Source organism: Micromonospora sp. NPDC005806 (assembly GCF_042871425.1).
Classification (GTDB): Bacteria; Actinomycetota; Actinomycetes; order Mycobacteriales; family Micromonosporaceae; genus Micromonospora.
This window is the reverse complement of sequence record NZ_JBIAIL010000026.1, coordinates 1-19,659: the sequence shown is the minus strand read 5'-3', so window position 1 is coordinate 19,659 and position 19,659 is coordinate 1. Positions and strand designations below refer to the sequence as shown.

The 19,659-nt window shown below is 73.0% G+C and carries 16 protein-coding genes; 10 read left to right on the top strand and 6 right to left on the bottom strand.

The annotated features are described in order from the left end of the window. The first annotated feature begins 5 nt into the window (after positions 1–5). Complete coding sequence (locus ACFYOS_RS24110) at positions 6–1,520, top strand: hypothetical protein (RefSeq protein ID WP_387145724.1); 1,515 nt, start codon at positions 6–8, stop codon at positions 1,518–1,520. Between the two features lie 84 nt (positions 1,521–1,604). Next, complete coding sequence (locus ACFYOS_RS24105) at positions 1,605–3,074, top strand: cryptochrome/photolyase family protein (protein ID WP_387145721.1); 1,470 nt, start codon at positions 1,605–1,607, stop codon at positions 3,072–3,074. Positions 3,075–3,096: 22 nt separating this feature from the next. On the opposite strand, the gene ACFYOS_RS24100 is transcribed toward ACFYOS_RS24105, so the two are convergent. Together ACFYOS_RS24100 and ileS are read right to left on the bottom strand one after the other, a co-directional pair. After that, on the bottom strand, positions 3,097–3,786 hold the full coding sequence (locus tag ACFYOS_RS24100) for a lysophospholipid acyltransferase family protein (protein WP_387145719.1): 690 nt from the start codon (positions 3,784–3,786) through the stop codon (positions 3,097–3,099). Between the two features lie 135 nt (positions 3,787–3,921). Beyond that, positions 3,922–7,068: an isoleucine--tRNA ligase gene (gene ileS, locus ACFYOS_RS24095; protein WP_387145716.1), complete on the bottom strand. Its 3,147-nt coding sequence runs from the start codon at positions 7,066–7,068 to the stop codon at positions 3,922–3,924. 327 nt (positions 7,069–7,395) lie between these two features. Here ileS and ACFYOS_RS24090 point away from each other — a divergent pair, with 327 nt between their 5' ends. From ACFYOS_RS24090 to sigJ, 6 genes are all read left to right on the top strand, one after another. Next, on the top strand, positions 7,396–8,412 hold the full coding sequence (locus ACFYOS_RS24090) for an ArsR family transcriptional regulator (protein ID WP_387145713.1): 1,017 nt from the start codon (positions 7,396–7,398) through the stop codon (positions 8,410–8,412). 60 nt (positions 8,413–8,472) lie between these two features. After that, positions 8,473–9,483: an ABC transporter ATP-binding protein gene (locus ACFYOS_RS24085; RefSeq protein ID WP_387145711.1), complete on the top strand. Its 1,011-nt coding sequence runs from the start codon at positions 8,473–8,475 to the stop codon at positions 9,481–9,483. Then, a complete protein-coding gene (locus ACFYOS_RS24080; RefSeq protein ID WP_387145708.1) occupies positions 9,480–10,250 on the top strand; it encodes an ABC transporter permease in 771 nt (256 codons plus the stop codon). Before ACFYOS_RS24085 ends, ACFYOS_RS24080 begins: the two co-directional genes overlap by 4 nt. Positions 10,251–10,262: 12 nt before the next feature. Next, positions 10,263–11,048, top strand: coding sequence for an ABC transporter permease (locus tag ACFYOS_RS24075; protein ID WP_387145705.1), 786 nt, complete (start codon positions 10,263–10,265; stop codon positions 11,046–11,048). 108 nt (positions 11,049–11,156) lie between these two features. Then, positions 11,157–11,597 (top strand): carboxymuconolactone decarboxylase family protein, encoded by a 441-nt coding sequence (locus ACFYOS_RS24070; RefSeq protein WP_387145702.1) that lies wholly within the window; start codon positions 11,157–11,159, stop codon positions 11,595–11,597. After that, the gene (sigJ, locus tag ACFYOS_RS24065; protein WP_387145699.1) at positions 11,594–12,478 is read left to right on the top strand and encodes an RNA polymerase sigma factor SigJ; all 885 of its coding nucleotides are present in this window, start codon (positions 11,594–11,596) and stop codon (positions 12,476–12,478) included. Before ACFYOS_RS24070 ends, sigJ begins: the two co-directional genes overlap by 4 nt. A gap of 54 nt (positions 12,479–12,532) precedes the next feature. Here the strand turns inward: sigJ and ndk are convergent, their stop codons facing one another. Next, positions 12,533–12,958, bottom strand: a complete 426-nt coding sequence (gene ndk / locus ACFYOS_RS24060; RefSeq protein ID WP_387145697.1) for a nucleoside-diphosphate kinase — start codon at positions 12,956–12,958, stop codon at positions 12,533–12,535. Positions 12,959–13,101: 143 nt separating this feature from the next. On the opposite strand from ndk, the gene ACFYOS_RS24055 reads away from it, so the two are divergent. Beyond that, positions 13,102–14,346, top strand: a complete 1,245-nt coding sequence (locus ACFYOS_RS24055; protein ID WP_387145695.1) for a VOC family protein — start codon at positions 13,102–13,104, stop codon at positions 14,344–14,346. A 30-nt stretch (positions 14,347–14,376) separates the two neighbouring features. Here ACFYOS_RS24055 and ACFYOS_RS24050 read toward each other — a convergent pair whose 3' ends face one another. From ACFYOS_RS24050 to ACFYOS_RS24040, 3 genes are read right to left on the bottom strand one after another with little or no spacing between them, the layout of a single operon-like run. Continuing rightward, the gene (locus ACFYOS_RS24050) at positions 14,377–14,781 is read right to left on the bottom strand and encodes a DUF4233 domain-containing protein (RefSeq protein WP_387145693.1); all 405 of its coding nucleotides are present in this window, start codon (positions 14,779–14,781) and stop codon (positions 14,377–14,379) included. Beyond that, entirely contained in the window at positions 14,778–16,112 is a 1,335-nt protein-coding gene (locus ACFYOS_RS24045; protein WP_387145690.1) for a bifunctional folylpolyglutamate synthase/dihydrofolate synthase, read from the bottom strand. Before ACFYOS_RS24045 ends, ACFYOS_RS24050 begins: the two co-directional genes overlap by 4 nt. After that, positions 16,109–18,727 carry a valine--tRNA ligase gene (locus ACFYOS_RS24040; protein ID WP_387145687.1) on the bottom strand — a complete coding sequence of 873 codons (2,619 nt, stop codon included), beginning with the start codon at positions 18,725–18,727 and terminating at the stop codon, positions 16,109–16,111. Before ACFYOS_RS24040 ends, ACFYOS_RS24045 begins: the two co-directional genes overlap by 4 nt. 69 nt (positions 18,728–18,796) lie before the next feature. Between ACFYOS_RS24040 and ACFYOS_RS24035 the strand changes: the two genes are divergently transcribed. Next, positions 18,797–19,477, top strand: a complete 681-nt coding sequence (locus tag ACFYOS_RS24035; protein WP_387145683.1) for a hypothetical protein — start codon at positions 18,797–18,799, stop codon at positions 19,475–19,477. Positions 19,478–19,659 lie beyond the last annotated feature (182 nt).

The window sequence follows — 19,659 nt, the reverse complement described above, 5'->3', positions numbered from 1 at the left end:
CCGCGATGTCGCAGCCGCAGCCGGCGGGGGACCGGCCGGCCGACGGGGGCACGCCGGCGACCGGCCAGGACCGGGACCCGGAGGTCAATGACCCGCCCGTGCCATCCCCAGGCCACGTCCCGGCACCCTCCACCGCCGCATCGGACGCCGGGATTCCCCCCACACCGGACCCGCAGCCGGCATCGCCGGACATCCCGACCGTGACCGCGCCGGACGCGGAGGCTCCGCCGGAGGCGGACATCCCGACCGTGACCACGCCGGACGCGGAGGCTCCGCCGGAGGCGGACACCCCGACCGCGCCCGCACCGGAGGCCGAGGAACCGACGCAGCCGGACACCGAGCCGGCGCCCCCGTCCACGTCGGCCGGCGCCACCGCGGACACCGACGCCACCCCGGCCGCGCCGGTGAGCCCTGCCCGGGGGACGGCCGCCGTGCCGGCATCCGGCGCCGCCGACTCCGCCCCGGTCCCCGGCCGCCCCGACCCCACCCGGGTGGAGACCCGACCGGAACCGCCCGCGCCCCGGTGGAGCGGGTCCGCACCGGTTCCGCCCCCGCCGCCGCGCAAGCGCTCCTGGGGCGAGTCCGCCGAGCCCACCCCCGTGCCGCCGCCCGACGTGCCGGAGCACCAGATCCCGGTCGACCCCTGGGAGGGCGTGGACACCACCGGCTGGAACCTGCACTCGACCGACTTCCCGGCGCTCCCGCCGACGCTCGACTACCCGGTGCCGCCGCACACGCTGCCCTACCCGGTGCCGCCGGTCGGCCCACCGCCGCCGATTGCCCGCCCGGTGTCGCCGCCGCCGGCGCCGGTGTCCCCGACCCGGCCCGGCCCGGTCCCGCCGCCCCCGCCGGCACCGCCCGCGCCGGCCCGCCCGCCCCGGCAGCGCCGCCGCGAGAGCGCCCCGCCGCCGGTCACCGCGCCGCCCGGCTGGCGGCCGCCCAAGGGGTACGTGGCCGTCCCGGTACGCCGCCGGCGCCGCTGGCCGTGGGTGCTGCTGCTCACCGTCGCCTGCTGCTGCGGCCTGCCGCTGTGGTGGGCCCAGCCGCTCTCCGCCCAGTACCCGGCCAGCGCGGCCCTGCCCGACCGGATGCACGGGCTGCGGCTGCGGGAGGACGAGCGCAGCCAGGCCACCGCCGAGAAGCTGAAGACCGAGATGGCCCAGGCGCACCTGCTCGCCGAGGACACCTTCGCCGGGATCTACAGCACGGACGACGGCAAGCGGGTGACCCTCTTCGGCGGCACCGGGTTCCGGCTGACCCCGGAGGCGGACGCCGACGCCGAGATCGCCCGCCTCACGGAGCAGTACGCGCTGGACGCCGCCGTACCGGTGGAGACCCGGGTCCGGGGCCGGTACGAGCGCTGCGCGGTGGGCCGGGCGGACGGCGACGGCGTGGTGGTCTGCACCTCGGTCGACCACGGCAGCCTGACCACCGGCATCTTCACCCGGCTCTCCCTGGACGACAGCGGCCGCCTGCTGGACACCCTGCGCCAGCAGGTGGTGACCCCGAAGCAATCCTGAGCCGTAACGCTTCGCAATGTATCGAACACATAAAGGCGGCAGTTCCTACCGGCACACATCGGACGGTCGGGCCACAATCGGGACATGTCGCGGCGTTGGCTTTTCGCCGACCAACTGGGGCCGCACTTCCTCGACGACCGGAGACAACCGGTCCTGCTGATCGAGTCGAAGGCGGTCTTCCGACGCCGCGTCTACCACCGGCAGAAGGCCCACCTGGTCCTCTCCGCACTGCGGCACCGCGCCGCCGAGCTGGGCGACCAGGCGATCTTCCTGCGCGCCGAGACGTACCGGCAGGCGCTGAAGAAGGTCCGCGAGCCGCTGGAGGTCTGCCACCCGACGTCGCGCCGGGCCCGGGCGTTCCTCCGCGACCTGGACCGGGTCACCGTGCTGCCGGCGCGGGGATTCGTGACCAGCCTGGAGGACTTCGCCGACTGGGCCGACGGACGCCGGGGCGCCCTGCGGATGGAGGCGTTCTACCGGTTCGCCCGGGAGCACCACGGGGTGCTCATGCAGGGCCGCGACCCGGTGGGCGGCCGGTGGAGCTTCGACACCGAGAACCGCGAGCCGCCGCCGAAGACCGGGAAGCTCGACGTGCCCGCCCCGCCGATGCCGAAGGAGGACGACATCGACGCGGAGGTCCGGGCCGACCTGGACCGCTGGGAGCGGGAGGGGATCCGGTTCGCCGGCCGGGACGGCCCGCGCCGCTTCCCCGCCACCGCCAAGGAGGCGAAGGCCCGACTGCGGCACTTCCTCCGGCACCGGCTCGCCGCGTTCGGCCCGTACGAGGACGCGATGCTCACCGGCGACCCGTGGCTGGCACACAGCATGCTCTCCGCCGCGTTCAACCTGGGCCTGCTCGACCCGGCGGAGGCGATCCGGGGCGCCGAGCAGGCGTACCGGCAGGAGGGTGCGCCGCTGGCCAGCGTGGAAGGCTTCGTCCGGCAGGTGCTGGGCTGGCGGGACTACATCTGGCACACCTACTGGTACTTCGAACCGAGCTGGCGCGGCAGCAACGAGCTGGCCGCCCGGCGGTCCCTGCCGGACTGGTGGAACGACCTGGACGCGGACGCGGTCGACGCGCACTGCTTGTCGGACGTGCTCGCCGGCGTCCGGGACCGGGCCTGGGTGCACCACATCCCCCGGCTGATGGTGCTCGGCAACTACGCCCTGCAACGCGGCTGGCGCCCGGCGGAGCTGGTGGAGTGGTTCCACACCCGGTTCGTGGACGGCTACGAGTGGGTGATGACCGGCAACGTGGTCAGCATGAGCCAGTACGCCGACCTGGGCCGGATGACCACCAAGCCGTACGTGTCCGGGGGTGCGTACCTCAACCGGATGAGCGACTACTGCGGCGGCTGCCGGTACGACCCGAGGAAGCGGCTCGGCGAGAAGGCGTGCCCGTTCACGGCCGGCTACTGGGCGTTCCTGTCCGCCAACCGCCCCCGGATCCCGGCCAACGCCCGGATGGCTCGGACCATGAAACAGCTGGAACGCCTCAGCGACCTGGACGCGGTGGTGGCCCAGGAGAAGCGGCGCGGCAGCGACCCGCCCTGATCCTGTTGATCAAGGACGCGGATCAGGCGGTGGGGTCGGCGGTGGGCTCGGCGCGCTTGGGGGCGTACCGGGGGACATATTCCTGGCCGGTGAGCTTCTGGATCTCAGCCATCAGCTCGTCGGTGATCTCGCGCAGCGAGGTGCGGTCGTCGGACCGGCCGGTGACGTCCAGCGGCTTGCCGAACCGGATGCTGATCTTGGCCTTGCCGGGCCGGGGCACCCGCGTCCCGATGGGCTGCGCCTTGTCGGTGCCGGTCACGCCGACCGGGATGATCGGCACGCCGGCGGCCACCGCGAGCCGGGCCGCCCCGGTCCGCCCCCGGTAGAGCCGCCCGTCCGGCGAGCGGGTCCCCTCGGGGTAGACGGCAACCAGGTCACCGGCCTTGAGCACCGGAATGGCGGCGTCGAACGCGGACAGCGCCGCCCGTCCGCCGGCCCGCGCGACCGGGATCGCGCCCAGCCCGGTGAGCACGAACTTGGAGAACGCGCCCTTCACCCCGGTGCCCGTGAAGTACTCCGACTTGGCCCAGAACGCCAGGTGCCGCGGGACCACCGTGCCGAGGAGCAGCTCGTCGGCGACGGAGAGGTGGTTGCCCGCGAAGATCGCCCCGCCCGTCGCCGGGATGTGCTCCAACCCCTCCACGGTCGGACGGAAGGCCAACCGCATCGTGGGTGCCACGGCGAGCTTGCCGATGGTGTAGAGCAGCGGCACGGGTCCTCCGGCGGTCGTACGTGAACAGGCGCTGTCACGGTAGCGGACGGGCCCACACCGACCCGACGGGGTGGTCGGCCGCCCGCCTGGTGGCCCGGCGGCGACACCCGCCGCCGGACCACCGGTATCAGGACCTCATACCCGCCGGACGGCCACCGTCACCCGCTCGCCCTCGCCGACCTCGCCGGCGAAGCCCTCGACCCCCTCGGCGAAGTCGATCGTGTCGGCCAGCACCTCCCGGGCCACGAAGTCGGTGTACCCGGCCACCGCCGCGCGCACCTCCTCCGAGGCCGAGAGCGCCACCACGATCCGGTCCGAGACGTCCAGGTCGGCGTCCCGGCGGGCCTGCTGCACCACCCGGACCACGTCCCGGGCCAGCCCCTCGGCGGCCAGCTCCGGGGTGACCTCGGTGTCCAGCACGACCACCCCCTCGCCGCCGGGCAGCGGCGCGGAGTGCTCGGCGTCGGCGGCGACCAGGCGCAGCTCGTACTCGCCCTCGGCGAGGGTGACCCCGGCGGCGACCGGGGCGCCGTCGACCAGCTGCCAGTCCCCCGCCTTCACCGCCTTGATCACCTGCTGGACCGCCTTGCCGACCCGCGGACCGAGCGCCCTGGGCACCACGGTCAGCACCTGCTGGCAGTACGCGGACACCTCGTCGGTGAAGCCGACCTCCTTCACGTTGACCTCGTCGGCGACCAGGTCGGCGAAGGGCCGCAGCTGGGCGGCGACCGGCGAGGCCACGGTCAGCTTCGCCAGCGGCAGCCGGACCCGCAGCCCCTTGGCCTTGCGCAGCGACAGCGCCGCCGAGGCGACCGCCCGCACGTTGTCCATCGCGGAGACCAGCTCGTGGTCGGCCGGGAACTCGTCCGCCGACGGCCAGTCGGTCAGGTGCACCGACCGCTCGCCGGTGAGGCCGCGCCAGAGCTCCTCCGCGGTCAGCGGCGCCAGCGGCGCCACCACCCGGCAGAGCGTCTCCAGCACCGTCCAGAGCGTGTCGAACGCGTCGGCGTCCCCGGACCAGAACCGGTCCCGCGAGCGGCGCACGTACCAGTTGGTCAGCGCGTCCAGGTAGGACCGGACGGTGGCGCAGGCGCCGGAGATGTCGTACGCGTCCAGCTGCGCCTGGACCGTCGAGACCAGCTCGTTCGTCTTCGCCAGCACGTACCGGTCGAGCAGGTGGGTGGAGTCCACCCGCCGCTTCGCGGTGTAGCCGTCCGCGTTGGCGTAGAGCGAGAAGAAGTACCAGACGTTCCAGAGCGGCAGCAGCACCTGACGCACCGCGTCCCGGATGAGCGTCTCGGTGACCGCCATGTCGCCGCCGCGTAGCACCGGCGAGGACATCAGCATCCAGCGCATCGCATCCGACCCGTACGAGTCGAAGACGTGATAGACGTCCGGGTAGTTGCGCAGGCTCTTGGACATCTTGCGTCCGTCGGAGCCGAGCAGGATGCCGTGGCTGAGGCAGTTGCGGAACGCCGGCCGGTCGAACAGCGCGGTGGCCAGCACGTGCATGGTGTAGAACCAGCCGCGGGTCTGTCCGATGTACTCGACGATGAAGTCGCCCGGGTAGTGGTGCTCGAACCACTCGCGGTTCTCGAACGGGTAGTGCACCTGGGCGAACGGCATCGAGCCGGACTCGAACCAGCAGTCCAGCACCTCCGGCACCCGGCGCATCATCGACTTGCCGGTCGGGTCGTCCGGGTTGGGGCGCACCAGCTCGTCCACCGCCGGCCGGTGCAGGTCGGTCAGGCGCACGCCGAAGTCCCGCTCGAGGTCGGCCAGCGAGCCGTACACGTCCACGCGCGGGTAGTTCGGGTCGTCGGACTTCCACGCCGGGATCGGCGAACCCCAGAACCGGTTCCGGCTGATCGACCAGTCGCGGGCGTTGGCCAGCCACTTGCCGAACGAGCCGTCCTTGATGTGCCCCGGTGTCCAGTTGATCTGCTGGTTGAGCTCGACCATCCGGTCCTTGAACCGGGTCACCGCCACGAACCAGGACGACACCGCCTTGTAGACCAGCGGGGTGTCGCAGCGCCAGCAGTGCGGGTAGGAGTGGGTGTAGGTGTCCTGCTTGAGCACCACCCCCCGCTCCTTCAGCTCCCGGATCACCGGCTTGTTCACGTCGAAGACCTGCTCGCCCTGGTACGGCGGGACGAGCGCGGTGAACCGGGTGTGGTCGTCCACGGTCACCACGGTCGGGATGCCGGCCGCGTTGCAGGTGTTCTGGTCGTCCTCACCGAAGGCTGGGGCCAGGTGGACGATCCCGGTGCCGTCCTCGGTGGTGACGAAGTCCGCGCCGAGCACCTGGTACGCGTTCGGTCCGGCCTGCTCGACCAGGAAGTCGTAGAGCGGCGTGTAGCGGCGACCGACCAGGTCCCGGCCGTGCACCGTGCCGACCTGCTCGTACCCCTCCAGCTCTTTGGCGTAGGCGCCGAGCCGCGCGGCGCCCACCAGGTAGCGGGCGCCCTCGCGCTCCAGCACCGCGTACTCGATGTCCGGGCCGACCGCGAGCGCCAGGTTCGACGGCAGGGTCCACGGCGTGGTGGTCCAGACGCCGAGCTTGACCGGGCCGCGGACCAGCTCCGACGCGCTCTCGTCCGGGGTCAGCTCGAACCAGACCGACAGGGTCGGGTCGTGCCGGTCCTTGTAGACGTCGTCCATCCGGGTCTCGGTGTTGGACAGCGGGGTCTCGCAGCGCCAGCAGTACGCCAGCACCCGGAAGCCCTCGTAGACCAGACCCTTGTCGTGCAGGGTCTTGAAGGCCCACATGACGCTTTCCATGTAGTCCAGGTCGAGGGTCTTGTAGTCGTTGGCGAAGTCGACCCAGCGGGCCTGCCGGGTGACGTACCGCTCCCAGTCCTGGGTGAACTCCAGCACCGAGGTGCGGCAGGCCTCGTTGAACCGGGCCACGCCGAGGTCGAGGATCTCCGCCTTGCTGGTGATGCCGAGCTGCTTCTCGGCCACCACCTCGGCCGGCAGGCCGTGGCAGTCCCAGCCGAACCGTCGCTCGACGTGCTTGCCGCGCATGGTCTGGTAGCGCGGCACCACGTCCTTGACGTACCCGGTGAAGAGGTGGCCGTAGTGCGGCAGGCCGTTGGCGAACGGCGGGCCGTCGTAGAAGACGTACTCGTTCTTCCCGTCCTCCCCGGCCGGACGGGCTTCGACGGAGGCCTCGAAGGTCTTGTCGGCCGTCCAGTGCTCCAGCACCCGGCGCTCGACCGCGGGCAGGTCCGGGCTCGCCGGGACGCCGGCGGCGGTCGGGTCGTGCAACGGATAGGCCATCGGGGGTCGCTCTCCTCAGCAGCTCACGTGTCCGTGTGGGTCTGCGAGGACGAGCCCTTTTCCGGTACGCCGTGACCGGCGCGCCGGGACCAGGCCCGCGGTACCACCCCGCTTGGCGGTCAAGGTGCGACCGCCCGCTCGTTGGCCGGCTGTGACGGGCCGGTCCCGTCCGGTTCTACTGGGCCGGTCACCCGGCTGTTCTTCCGGAGGCTCGCCGGTGATGGCCGGGTCGTCGCCTGTGTGCGATCCAGGGTACTCGACCGGCCCGGTGCCCCGCCGCCGAGTATCGGCCCGGGTCGACCCGGTGACCACGGCTAGGCTGCCCGGGTGATCCGGATCGAGTTGGACGAGCCGACGCTGGCCCGTACCCGGATCGCCACCAGCCCGCTCTGGGAGGTGATGACCAGCCTCTACGTGCTGAAGCGCCACCCTGGGGAGGCGCCCTGGCCGTACACCGGCTGGGCTCGGCACGCCCGCCGGGTGCTGGCCGAGGTGCCGGAGACGGCGCCGGCCCGGCTGCTCACCGCCGACGACCGGACACCGGATTTCCTCACCCCGGTCCCGCCGTCGCCGGCCCCCACCCTGGCCGAGGAGCTGGCCGTGCTGCGCGCGACCCCGGCCGAGGTGATCGCCGAGCAGATTCCCCGCTACCACGACCCCGACGACCTGCCGGACTGGCTGCGCCCGTTCGTCACCGAACGGCCGGCCGCGCTGGACCGGCTCGCCGACGGCATCCAGGCGTACTGGGACGCGGCCATCGCGCCCTGGTGGCCGGTCATGCGGGCGGCGCTGGACGAGGAGGTGCTGCACCGGGCCCGGGCACTCGCCGCCGACGGCCCGGACGCGCTCCTGGCCGACCTGCACGAGCGGGTGCGCTGGGAAGAGCCGGTGCTCACCCTGGTGAAGCCCTTGGAGCAGAGCTTCCGGGCGGTGGACAAGCGACTGCTGCTGATCCCGCTGATCTTCTCCCGGGGCGCGCTGGCCTGTTCCAGCGACCATCCGGAGATCGTCGCGGTTTCCTACCAGGCCCGCGGGGCGGTCGTGCTGGCCGAGGGCGAGCCCACCCCGACGGCGGGCGCGCCCGGGACCGACCGGTTGGCGGTCCTGGTGGGCCGGCGCCGGGCGCAGGTGTTGCGGGCGTTGGCCCGGCCGGCCACCACCGCCGGGCTGGCCGCCACCCTGGGGCTCGCCCCGAGCACCGTCTCCGAGCACCTCGCCGCGCTGCTCGCCGCCGGGGTGGTGCACCGCCGCCGGGTGGGCCGGCGGGTCCTGTACGGCCTGGAACCGGCCGGCCTGGCCCTGGTCACCCTGATCGGAACGGATCAGGCGACCGCCTCCGCCTGAGGATTCGGCCGGGGCCGAATTCGTTTCCCCGGCCCGTCCGCCGTCCCTAGATTCGCCGCCATGAGCGAGTACGCGATCGAGGCGGCCGGGCTGCGCCGCACCTACCGCAGCCGGACGGGATGGTTGAGACCCCAGCGCCGGGAGGTGGAGGCAGTCCGCAGCGTCGACCTGACGGTCGGCAACGGGGAGCTGTTCGGCCTGCTCGGACCGAACGGCGCCGGCAAGACCACCACCATCAAGCTGCTGAACACCCTGCTGATCCCGACCGCCGGCACCGCCCGGGTGTGCGGCCACGACGTGGTCGCCGAGACCCGGGAGGTGCGCCGGCGGATCGGGTACGTCTTCGGCGGTGACCGGGGCCTGTACGACCGGCTCTCCGCCCTGGACAACCTGCGCTACTTCGCCGAGCTGTACGGCGTGCCCGGGCGGGAGCAGAAGCGGCGCATCGCCGAACTGCTGGAGCTGGTCCGGCTCGACGGCCGGGAACACGAGCGGGTGGAGGGCTACTCCCGGGGCATGCGGCAGCGGCTGCACATCGCCCGGGGCCTGCTGCACCGGCCGCGGGTGCTCTTCCTCGACGAGCCGTCCATCGGGGTGGACCCGGTGGCCGCCCGGGAGCTGCGGCAGACCGTCGCCGACCTGGCCGCCACCGGCACCACCGTGCTGCTCACCACCCACTACATGGCCGAGGCGGACGAGCTCTGCGACCGGATCGCGGTGATCGCCAACGGCAGCATCCAGGCCCTCGGCACCCCGGCCGAGCTGCGGCACCACGCCGACGGGCGGCAGGTGCTGGAGGTCGAGGCGTACGGGGTGACGGACGCCCAGCTCGCCCGGATCCACACCCTGCCCGGAGTGCGCGAGGCGAGCGTGACCGTCACCGGCGCGGCGCAGGTGCTGACCGTGCAGTCCGACGCGGGGGTGGACGTGCAGGCGGACGTGCTGCGCGAGCTGGACGGGGTCCGGCTGGGCCGGGTCAGCGCCCGGCAGCCCACCCTGGAGGACGCGTACGTGACGATCGTCAACCGGGTCACCGCGCCATCCCGCCCGCTCGAGGCGGTGGCCGGATGAGGCTGCTGCGCATGATCGGGGTGGGCCTGTTGCTGCACACCAAGCAGCTCACCCGCTCCCCGTTCGAGATCGCCACCGCGCTGATCGTGCCCGTGGTGCAGGCCACCCTGGCGGTCTACCTGTTCCGGGCCGGTGGCGAGCCGGGCCGGCTGCTGGAGGCCGCGGTCGGCGCCGGCCTGATGGGCGTGTGGTCATCGGTGCTCTTCGGCTCCGGCGGCGCCATCCAGAACCAGCGCTGGCAGGGCACCCTGGAGATGATCATGTTGGCGCCCCGCCCGCCGGCGCTGATGATCCTGCCGATCACCCTGGCCACCGCGGTCACCGGCACGTACGCCATGCTCGCCACCCTGCTCTGGGGCCGGCTGCTCTACGGCGTGCCGCTGGACTTCGCGCACCCGCTGCTCTTCCTGGTCGCGGTCCCCGGCTGCGTGCTCGGCCTGGGCATGTTCGGCCTGCTGCTCGCCGCCACGTTCGTGCTGATGCGCAACGCCAACGCGCTGACCAACACGCTGGAGTACCCGATCTGGCTGGTCTCCGGGATGCTGGTGCCGCTCACCGTGCTGCCCGGCTGGACCGGCCCGATCGCCGCCGTGCTGCCCACCACCTGGGGCGCCCGGGCGGTGCACGAGGCGGCCAGCGGCGGCCCGGTGTGGCCGTCCCTCGGCATCTGCTTGGCGATCAGCCTCGGCTGCCTGGTCGCCGGCGCCCTGATGATGACGTACGTCGAGCGACGGGCCCGCGCCGCGGCGACCCTCGCGCTGGCCTAAGGGGGACGACGAATGGCACTCTTCCGGCTGATCGGCACCGGCGGCGTGATCGCCTACCGGGCCCTGTTCAACTGGACCACCCCGGCGATGTTCATCGGCTCGCTGCTGGTCGGGCCGATCTTCCAGTTGCTCTTCTTCGCGTACCTGGGGCGGCAGCTCGGGGTCGCCGACGACCGCTTCTACATCGTCGGCAACGCGGTGCTCGCCGCCTCGCTCTCCTGCGTCTTCGGCGGCACCATGGCGGTCGCCAACGAGCGACGCTTTGGCACCCTCGGGCACGTGCTGCTCTCCCCGCGCAGCCGCACCGCGGTCTTCCTCGGCCGGGTCCTCCCGTACGCCGGGAACGGCCTGCTCATCGCGGCGAGCACGCTGACCGTGGGCTCGCTCCTGCTCGGTCTGCGGATGCCCGCGCGGGCCCTGCCCGCGCTGCTGCTGACCCTAGCGGTGGCGTCGCTGGCCTGCGGCTTCTTCGGTCTCACCCTCGGCGCGCTGGGGCTGCGGTTCCGGGACGTCTGGGTGGTCTCCAACGTCTCGGTGGCGCTGCTGCTCCTGCTCACCGGGGTGAACGTGCCCGCCGCCGGGCTGCCCGGCTGGATGCGCGCGGTGGGCGAGGCGCTGCCCATCACCCACGCGGCCGGGGCCGCCCGGCAACTGGTGGCCGGCGAGGGCTTCGCGGCGGCCGCGCCGGCACTCGCCGCCGAGGCCGCCGTCGGACTCGGGTACGCGCTGCTGGCGGGCGCCCTGCTGAAGATCTTCGAAGCGGAGTCCCGCCGCAAGGCCTCCCTCGACACCATGTGACCCGCCCCGCCCGTCACCGGGCATGACGACCGTCACAGCCGCCGTCCGTCACACCCGGGGCGGGCCGGCCCGTCGTATGGGCGTACGGACGACACGAGGGAGGCCGGGATGAGTCGGGTCAACATGGCGGCGGTGGCACCGGAGGCGTACCAGGCGGTGTTCGGGCTGGAGAAGTATGTCCAGGCGAACGTCGACCACACCGTGCTGGAGCTGGTGAAGCTGCGGGCGTCGATGCTCAACGGCTGCGCGTACTGCGTGGACATGCACAGCCGCGACGCACTCGCCGCGGGCGAGTCCAGCCGACGGCTCTTCGCCGTCGCCGCGTGGCGGGAGGCGCCGTTCTTCGACGAGCGGGAGCGGACCGCGCTGGCGCTGACCGACGCGGTCACCCGGCTCGGCGAGCACGGCGTGCCGGACGAGGTCTGGGACGCCGCGGCGAAGGTCTGGTCGGAGAAGGAACTGGCCGATCTGGTCGTCGCGATCGCCACAATCAACGTGTGGAACCGGATCGCGGTGACCAGTCAGGCGCAGCCGCCGGCCGAGGTGTGACCTCTGCTGGGGCGACGCAGGCGGCCGGTGCGCTCATCGCGCACCGGCCGATGCTGCTTGGGCTGGCGTACCGGCTGCTGGGCAGCCTGCACGACGCCGAGGACGTGCTCCAGGAGGCGTACCTGCGGTGGCTGAACGTCGACCGGGCGGCGGTCTCCGAGCCCCGCCGGTACCTGTCCCGGGTGGTGACCCGGCTGTCGCTGGACCGGCTGCGCGCCCGGCAGGCCACCCGGGAGAAGTACGTCGGGCCGTGGCTGCCCGAACCGGTGCCGACCGACCCGTCGCCGTTCGGGCCGCTGGACACCGTCGAGCAACGCGAGACGCTCTCCACCGCGCTGCTGCAACTGCTGGAACGGCTCACCCCGCCGGAGCGCGCGGTGTACGTGCTGCACACCGCCTTCGCCCTGCCGTACGCCGAGATCGGCGACCTGCTGGACCGGTCGGCGGCGGACTGCCGGCAGCTGCACCACCGGGCGGCGGCCCGGCTCGCCGACGACCGGCGGCGCTTCACCGCCGGGCCGGCCGAGCAGCGCCGCCTGCTCGACGCCTTCCTGGCCGCCGCCCGCGACGGCGACCTGGCCCGGCTGACCGACCTGGTCGCGGCCGACGCCACGGCCTGGGCCGACGGCGGCGGTCGGGTCAGCGCGGCCCGCAACCCGGTGCACGGCGCGGACCGGATCGCCCGGTTCTTCGCCGGCGTCTACGGCCCGCGTCGGCCCGGCGTCACGGCGACCCCGGTCGAGCTGAACGGCGCGCCGGCGCTGCTGCTGCGCTTGCCGACCGGAGTCCACTACACCCTCGCCGTCGCCGCCGCCGACGGCCGGATCACCGGCGTCTACCTCGTCGGCAATCCCGACAAGCTGATCCGCGTCAGCGGCTGAGCACGCGCGACGGCCCCGGTCCCAGGCCGGGGACCGGGGCCGTCAACGGCGAGGTCAGCTCAGCTCGGGAAACCAGAGCGCGATCTCGCGCTTGGCGCTGTCCACCGAGTCGGAAGCGTGCACGAGGTTCTCCCGGTTGGAGAGGGAGAAGTCGCCCCGGATGGTGCCGGCGGTGGCCTTGCGGCCGTCGGTGCTGCCGAGCATCCCGCGCACCACCTCGATCACCTCGTCACCGGAGAGCACCAGCGCCACCAGCGGACCGCCGGTCATGAACGCCTTCAGCGGCGGGTAGAACGGCTTGTCCACGTGCTCGGCGTAGTGCTGGTCGGCGAAGTCGCCGTCCATGGTCCGGGACACCATCGCGTCGATCCGCAGGCCCTTGCGCTCGAAACGGGCGAGGATCTCGCCCACCAGACCGCGGCGGACCGCGTCGGGCTTGATCAGTACGAGCGTGCGCTCGTCCGGGCTGCTGCTGGACACGCTGGGTTCCTCCTGTGCGCGGATGCGGCTCGGGCTGGGTACGGTCAGCCTAGCGACCCGGTCCCGGCGCCGGGACGGCGGCTGCTCTTTCCCTCGGTCGCCGCCCCGGCCTAGCCTGGCCCTGGAACCCTGGGAGGTCCACTGTGGCGAATGGCGGGAACCGACCCATCGCGCCGATCCGCAAGCTGATCGGCGCGGTGCTGGGCACCGTGGCGACGTTCATCACGCTGTTCGGGCTGGGCATGACGAGCTGGGCGATCGTGGCGCTCGGCGTCGCGCTGCTGGTCCTGGCGATCGCCCTGGCCACCGTACGCGGCGGCGGGCGCACCTGGGTGATCGGCCTGGGTCATGTGCACAGCGCCTCCGAGCCGCCCACGCAGTACGCGTTCGGCCGCTGCGAGCTGCAACTGGTGATCGACGCGCCCGGGCTGCCCCCCCGGTCCAAGAAGATCATCGAGCCCCGGGTCCCGGTCGCCAAGTGGCCGTCGCTGGGCCAGGCCCTGCCCGTCCGGGTCGCCCTCGACGACCAGCGGCACGTCCGCGTCCTCTGGGACGAGGTGCCCACCCACGGGGAGACCGCCGCCACCATCGCCGACCTCCCACCCGAGTACGGCGGCCCCGACCCGGTCGAGGAGGTGCTGATCGTGCAGGAGGCCCCGCCGTGGGCCGACCGCGCCCCGGAGGACGACTTCCGCGACGACTTCCCGCCCGCGCCGGACCCGCTCCTCGACGACGTCGTGCTCACCGAGGAGCGCGAGCCGGTCGTGGTGCACCAGCGCCCCGGCGGCCCGAAGGTCCTCGAGGGCGAGGTGGTCGAGCCGATGACCGGCGGGCCGCTGCCCCGCCGGGCCACCCCGGCGCCGCGCCCGCCCGCCGACGAACGGTTCGACACCGTGCCGGTCGACCCGATCGACGTGGCGCTGGACGAGCCGGCCCCCGAGCAGCCGCCCACCGCCGAGGAGCTGGACGAGGCCATCTTCGGGCCGGCCGGCGACGAGCCGGCCGAGGTGGCACCCCCGATCAGCGGCGTCGGGATCACCCTGCTCGTCACCGATCTGGACCGGTCCCTCGACTTCTACCGGGACCTCGGCTTCGACGAGTTCGACCGGGGCGCCGGCAACGCGGTCCTCGCCTCCGGGCCGACCCGACTGGTGCTGCGCCAGGTCACCGGGGCCGCCCCGATCAGCCGCCGGCTGGTCCACGTCAACCTGGAGGTCGACGACATCCAGGCCGCGTACGAGCGGCTGCGTGACTCCGGCGTGCGGTTCACGTACGCCCCGCGGGTGGTGAACCGGGGCACGAAGCTGGAGGTGTGGGCGGCGGCCTTCCGTGACCCGGACGGGCACGGCGTGGCCCTCACCCAGTGGCGCACCCTGGCCGACGCCTGATCCCCGCCGCCGGCCGGCGGCGGGGACCGCTCAGCCGAGGATGACCCGCCGCACGTGCAGCGCGTACGCCCACACCAGGGCGAACATGACGCCCAGCACGAGCAGCGACCAGTGCAGCAGCCCGGAGAGCAGCAGCAGGCCCTGCAGGACGGTGCCCGCGGGCCAGGCCCACGACCGCTTCATCTGGCCGGCGAGCAGCACGCAGGCGACCGCCAGCGTCACGATCGCCGCGATGGCGGCCCCGCTGAGCTGTCCGCCGACCACCCGGATCGGCTGGATGGCCAGCAGCAGCACGAGCGCCTCCAGCGCCAGCGTCCCCGCGCCCAGCCCGCGGACGGCCTTGTCCGGGTTGCGCAGCCCGGAACGCCGCTCCCCGGCCGACGGCTCCCCCGCCGGCCGGTCCTCGCCCGGCCGCTCCTCCACCGGCCCGGTCATCGCTTGAGCAGCCGGCGGGCGTCGGCCACGGTCACCACCGACCCGGTGATCAGCACGCCGACCCCGGCCAGCTCGCCCGGTACGTCGGACTCCGCCTCGGCGACCGCCGCCTCGATGGCGTCCGGCATCTCCGCGGCGACCTGCACCCGCTCCGGCCCGAAGACCTCGCGGGCCAGCGCGGCCAGCTCGTCGGCCGGCATGGCCCGGGGCGAGCTGTTCTCGGTGACCACGATCGAGTCGAGCACCGGCTCGAGCAGCTCCAGCAGGCTGGCCGCGTCCTTGTCGCCGAGCACGGCGAGCACGCCGACCAGCTTGCTGAACGCGAACTCCTCCTGGAGCGCGGTGACCGTGGCGGCCATCCCGTGCGGGTTGTGCGCGCCGTCCAGCAGGATCGTCGGCGCGGTACGCACCTTCTCCAGCCGCCCCGGCGAGCTGGCCGAGGCGAAGCCCTCCCGGACCGCCTCGATGTCGAGCTGCCGGCGCGCCCCCGCCCCGAGGAACGCCTCCACCGCGGCGAGCGCCACGGCCGCGTTCTGCGCCTGGTGGGCACCGTGCAGCGGGATGAAGATCTCCTCGTACACCCCGCCGAGGCCCTGGATGGTGAGCACCTGGCCGCCGACCGCGACCGCCCGGCGCAGCACGCCGAACTCGGAGCCCTCCCGGGCGATGGTCGCGCCGACCTCGGCGCACCGCGCCAGGATCGGCCGGGCCGCCTCCTCCTCCTGCGCCGCCGCGATCACGGTGGCGCCCTTGTGGATGATGCCCGCCTTGTGCAGGGCGATGTCCTCGATGGTGTCGCCGAGCCACTCGGTGTGGTCCAGGCCGATCGGGGTCAGCACCGCCACCCCGGCCTGGATCACGTTGGTGGCGTCCTCGGCACCGCCGAGGCCCACCTCCACCACCGCGACGTCGACCGGCGCGTCGGCGAACGTGGCGAACGCCAGCGCCGTGGTCATGTCGAAGTACGTCAGCGGCTCGTCGAAGCGGTGGTCCACCAGCTCGGCCAGCGGCGCCACCTCCCGGTACGTGGCGACGAAGCGCTCCTCGCTGACCGCTTCCCCGTCCAGGCTAATCCGCTCCCGGACGGTCTCCAGGTGCGGGCTGGTGTAGCGGCCGGTGTGCAGCCCGAACGCCCGCAGCAGCGAGTCGATCATCCGGGCCGTCGAGGTCTTCCCGTTCGTGCCGGTCAGATGGATCGACGGGTACGCCCGCTGCGGGCTGCCGAGCAGGTCGAGCAGACTCTCGATCTTCTCCAGCTCGAAGCGCATGCGGGTGAAGCCGCGCGCGGCGAGCGCGGCTTCCACCTCGGCGAATTCGGTACGGTCGGTCACGAGGGAAGCGCCTCCAGCGCGGCGTCGATCCGGACCAGATCCGCCTCGGCCACCGCGAGCCGCTCCCGGATCTTGGCGACCACCGGCTCGGGCGCCTTGCCGACGAACGCCGGGTTGTCCAGCTTTGCCCGCGCCTGCGCGGCCTCCTTCTCGGCGGCCGCCCGGTCCTTGGTGAGCCTGGCCCGTTCGGCGGCCACGTCGATCGAACCCCGGGTGTCCAGCGCGACGCTCACCTCGCCCGGCATGGCGAGGGTGGCGCTGGCCTGGAAGTCGGCACCGGGCGCGTCGAGGCGGACCAGCGACCTGATCAGCGGCTCGTGCGTGGCGATGCCCGCACCCGCCAGACCGTCGAGCCGGGCCGACACCCGCTGCGTCGGGCGCAGCCCCTGGTCCGAGCGGAACCGGCGGATCTCGGTCACCACCCGCTGCAGCATGCCGACCTCGCCCTCCGCGGCGTCATCGACGAGGGTACGGTCGGCCGCCGGCCAGGCGGCCTTCAGCACCGTCTCCCCGCCGGTCAGCGCGGTCCACAGCTCCTCAGTGACGAACGGGATGACCGGGTGCAGCAGCCGCAGCAGCTCGTCCAGCACGTGCCCGAGCACCCGGCGGGTGGCGTCGGCCGCCGCGCCGCCCTCGGCGAGCACCGGCTTGCTCAGCTCGACGTACCAGTCGCAGACGTCATCCCAGGCGAAGTGGTAGAGCAGGTCGCAGACCTTGGCGAACTCGTACGCCTCGAACTGCTCGTCCACCTCGGCGGTGACGTGCGCGAGGCGGGAGAGGATCCACCGGTCGACCGTCGACAGCGCGCCGGCCTCGGGCAGCGGCCCCTCGGTGTGCGCGCCGTTCATCAGCGCGAACCGGGTCGCGTTCCAGAGCTTGTTGCAGAAGTTCCGCGAGCCCTGGCACCACTCCTCGCTGACCGGCACGTCCTGGCCGGGGTTGGCGCCGCGGGCCAGGGTGAACCGGGTGGCGTCGGCACCGAACCGGTCGATCCAGTCCAGCGGGTCGACCACGTTGCCGAACGACTTCGACATCTTCTTGCCGTGCTCGTCCCGGACCATACCGTGCAGGGCCACCACGTCGAACGGCTGCACGCCGTCCATCGCGTACAGGCCGAACATCATCATCCGGGCGACCCAGAAGAAGAGGATGTCGTACCCGGTGACCAGCACGCTGGTCGGGTAGAACTTCGCCAGGTCCGGGGTCTGCTCGGGCCAGCCCAGGGTGGAGAACGGCCACAGGCCGCTGGAGAACCAGGTGTCCAGGACGTCCTCGTCCTGCCGCCAGCCCTCGCCGGTCGGCGGCTGCTCGTCCGGGCCGACGCAGACGATCTCGCCGGCCGGGCCGTACCAGACCGGGATCCGGTGACCCCACCAGAGCTGCCGGGAGATGCACCAGTCGTGCATGTTGTCGACCCAGGCGAAGTAGCGCTTGGCCAGCTCGGCCGGCTCGATCTTCACCCGGCCGTCGCGGACCGCGTCACCGGCGGCCTGGGCCAGCGGGGCGGTGTTGACGAACCACTGCAGCGACAGCCGCGGCTCGACGGTCGTCTTGCACCGCGAGCAGTGCCCGACCGCGTGCACGTACGGCCGCTTCTCGGCGACGATCAGGCCCTGCTCGCGCAGCGCCGCGACGATCGCCGGGCGGGCTTCGTACCGGTCCAGGCCCTCGAACGGGCCGGGTGCGGTGATGATGCCCCGCTCGTCCATGATCGTCAGCGCCGGCAGGTCGTGCCGCTGGCCGATCTCGAAGTCGTTCGGGTCGTGCGCCGGGGTCACCTTGACCATGCCGGTGCCGAAGCTCGGGTCGACGTGGGCGTCGGCGACGATCGGGATCCGCCGGTCGGTGAGCGGCAACGCCACCTCGGTGCCGATGAGGTGCTGGTACCGCTCGTCGTCCGGGTGCACCGCGACCGCGGTGTCACCGAGCATGGTCTCGGCCCGGGTGGTGGCCACCACGACCTCGTCGCTGTAGCGGATCGAGATCAGCTCACCGTCGTCGTCGGTGTGCTCCACCTCGATGTCCGACAGGGCGGTGAGGCAGCGCGGGCACCAGTTGATGATCCGGTTCGCCCGGTAGATGAGCCCGTCGTCGAAGAGCTTCTTGAACATGGTCTGGACGGCCCGGGACAGGCCCTCGTCCATGGTGAAGCGCTCCCGGTCCCAGTCGACCGCGTCGCCGAGGCGCCGCATCTGGCCCAGGATCGCGCCACCGGACTCGGCCTTCCACTGCCAGACCCGCTCGACGAACTTCTCCCGGCCCAGGTCGTGCCGGGACAGGCCCTCGGTGGCGAGCTGCCGCTCCACCAGGTTCTGGGTGGCGATGCCGGCGTGGTCCATGCCGGGCAGCCAGAGCGCCTCGTAGCCCTGCATCCGCTTACGCCGGCTCAGCGCGTCCATCAGGGTGTGCTCGAACGCGTGGCCCATGTGCAGCGAGCCGGTGACGTTCGGCGGCGGGATGACGATGGTGAAGGGGGGCTTGTCGCTCTCCGCCGACGCCCGGAAGTGGCCGGCGGCTACCCACTGCTCGTACCGTCGCTGCTCTACCTCGCCGGGCTGGTACTGGCCGGCAAGGGTCGGGGCGTCGGGGCGCGGGGCATCCAGTCTCTCGGTCACCCTGAAAGTCTACGGAGCGCTTTCGGAGACCTGACGTGCGCCACCTCCTGTTCGCGTACGGTGGCGGACATGTCCGACGCGCATCTCACCGAGCGTCCGGTCGACGACGGGCCCGAGCCCGTCGATCTGACCGACGAGCCGATCCAGCTGAGCCGCCGTGACCCGGCGCAGGAGCCCGACGAGCGGCGTCCCGCCTCCCGCCGGCGGCGGATCGCGCTCACCGCCGCGCTGGTCGTCGGCCTGGCCGGCCTGGGTGCGCTCGGCGTGGGCGGTTGGCGGGTGCTGGAGCAGAAGGACACCAAGCTGACCACGCCGCAGGAGGTCGCCGGTCTCACCCGGGACGACTCGGAGCGGGCCCGGAGCACCGCCGACTACCTTCGCGACGGCTTCGCCGCGGACATCGACCTGGACCGGAGCTTCGGCACGGTCTACAGCGACCCGCGGGACGCGAAGCGGGCCGTGCTCGTGTTCGGTGGGACGACCCTGCTCTGGCAACCCGAGCGGGACCTGGACAGCCTGTTCGGGCTGATGGCCGACGAGACCGGCAAGGTGACCGCCCTGCGCGAGGTGCGGGCTGGGCGCCTGGGCGGCGTGATGAAGTGCGGTACGACCAGCGGTGACGGCGGCGACTTCGCGGTCTGCGGTTGGGCCGACCACGGCAGCGTGGTGATGGCGATGTTCCCCGGCCGTACGGTCGACGAGTCCGCCGCCCTGCTCCGCCAGATGCGCGACGGCATGCAGAGCCGCTGACCCGTTTCCGATTCCGCGGGACGCCGTTCGCTCGCCGGCGGCGTTTCCGCGGTCCGGGATACGGCGCCGGAACTCGGGGCCACAAATGCAGTCAGGGTCACCCCGAAGGGTGACCCTGACTGGAAAGTTTGTCCGGCGGTGTCCTACTCTCCCACACCCTCCCGAGTGCAGTACCATCGGCG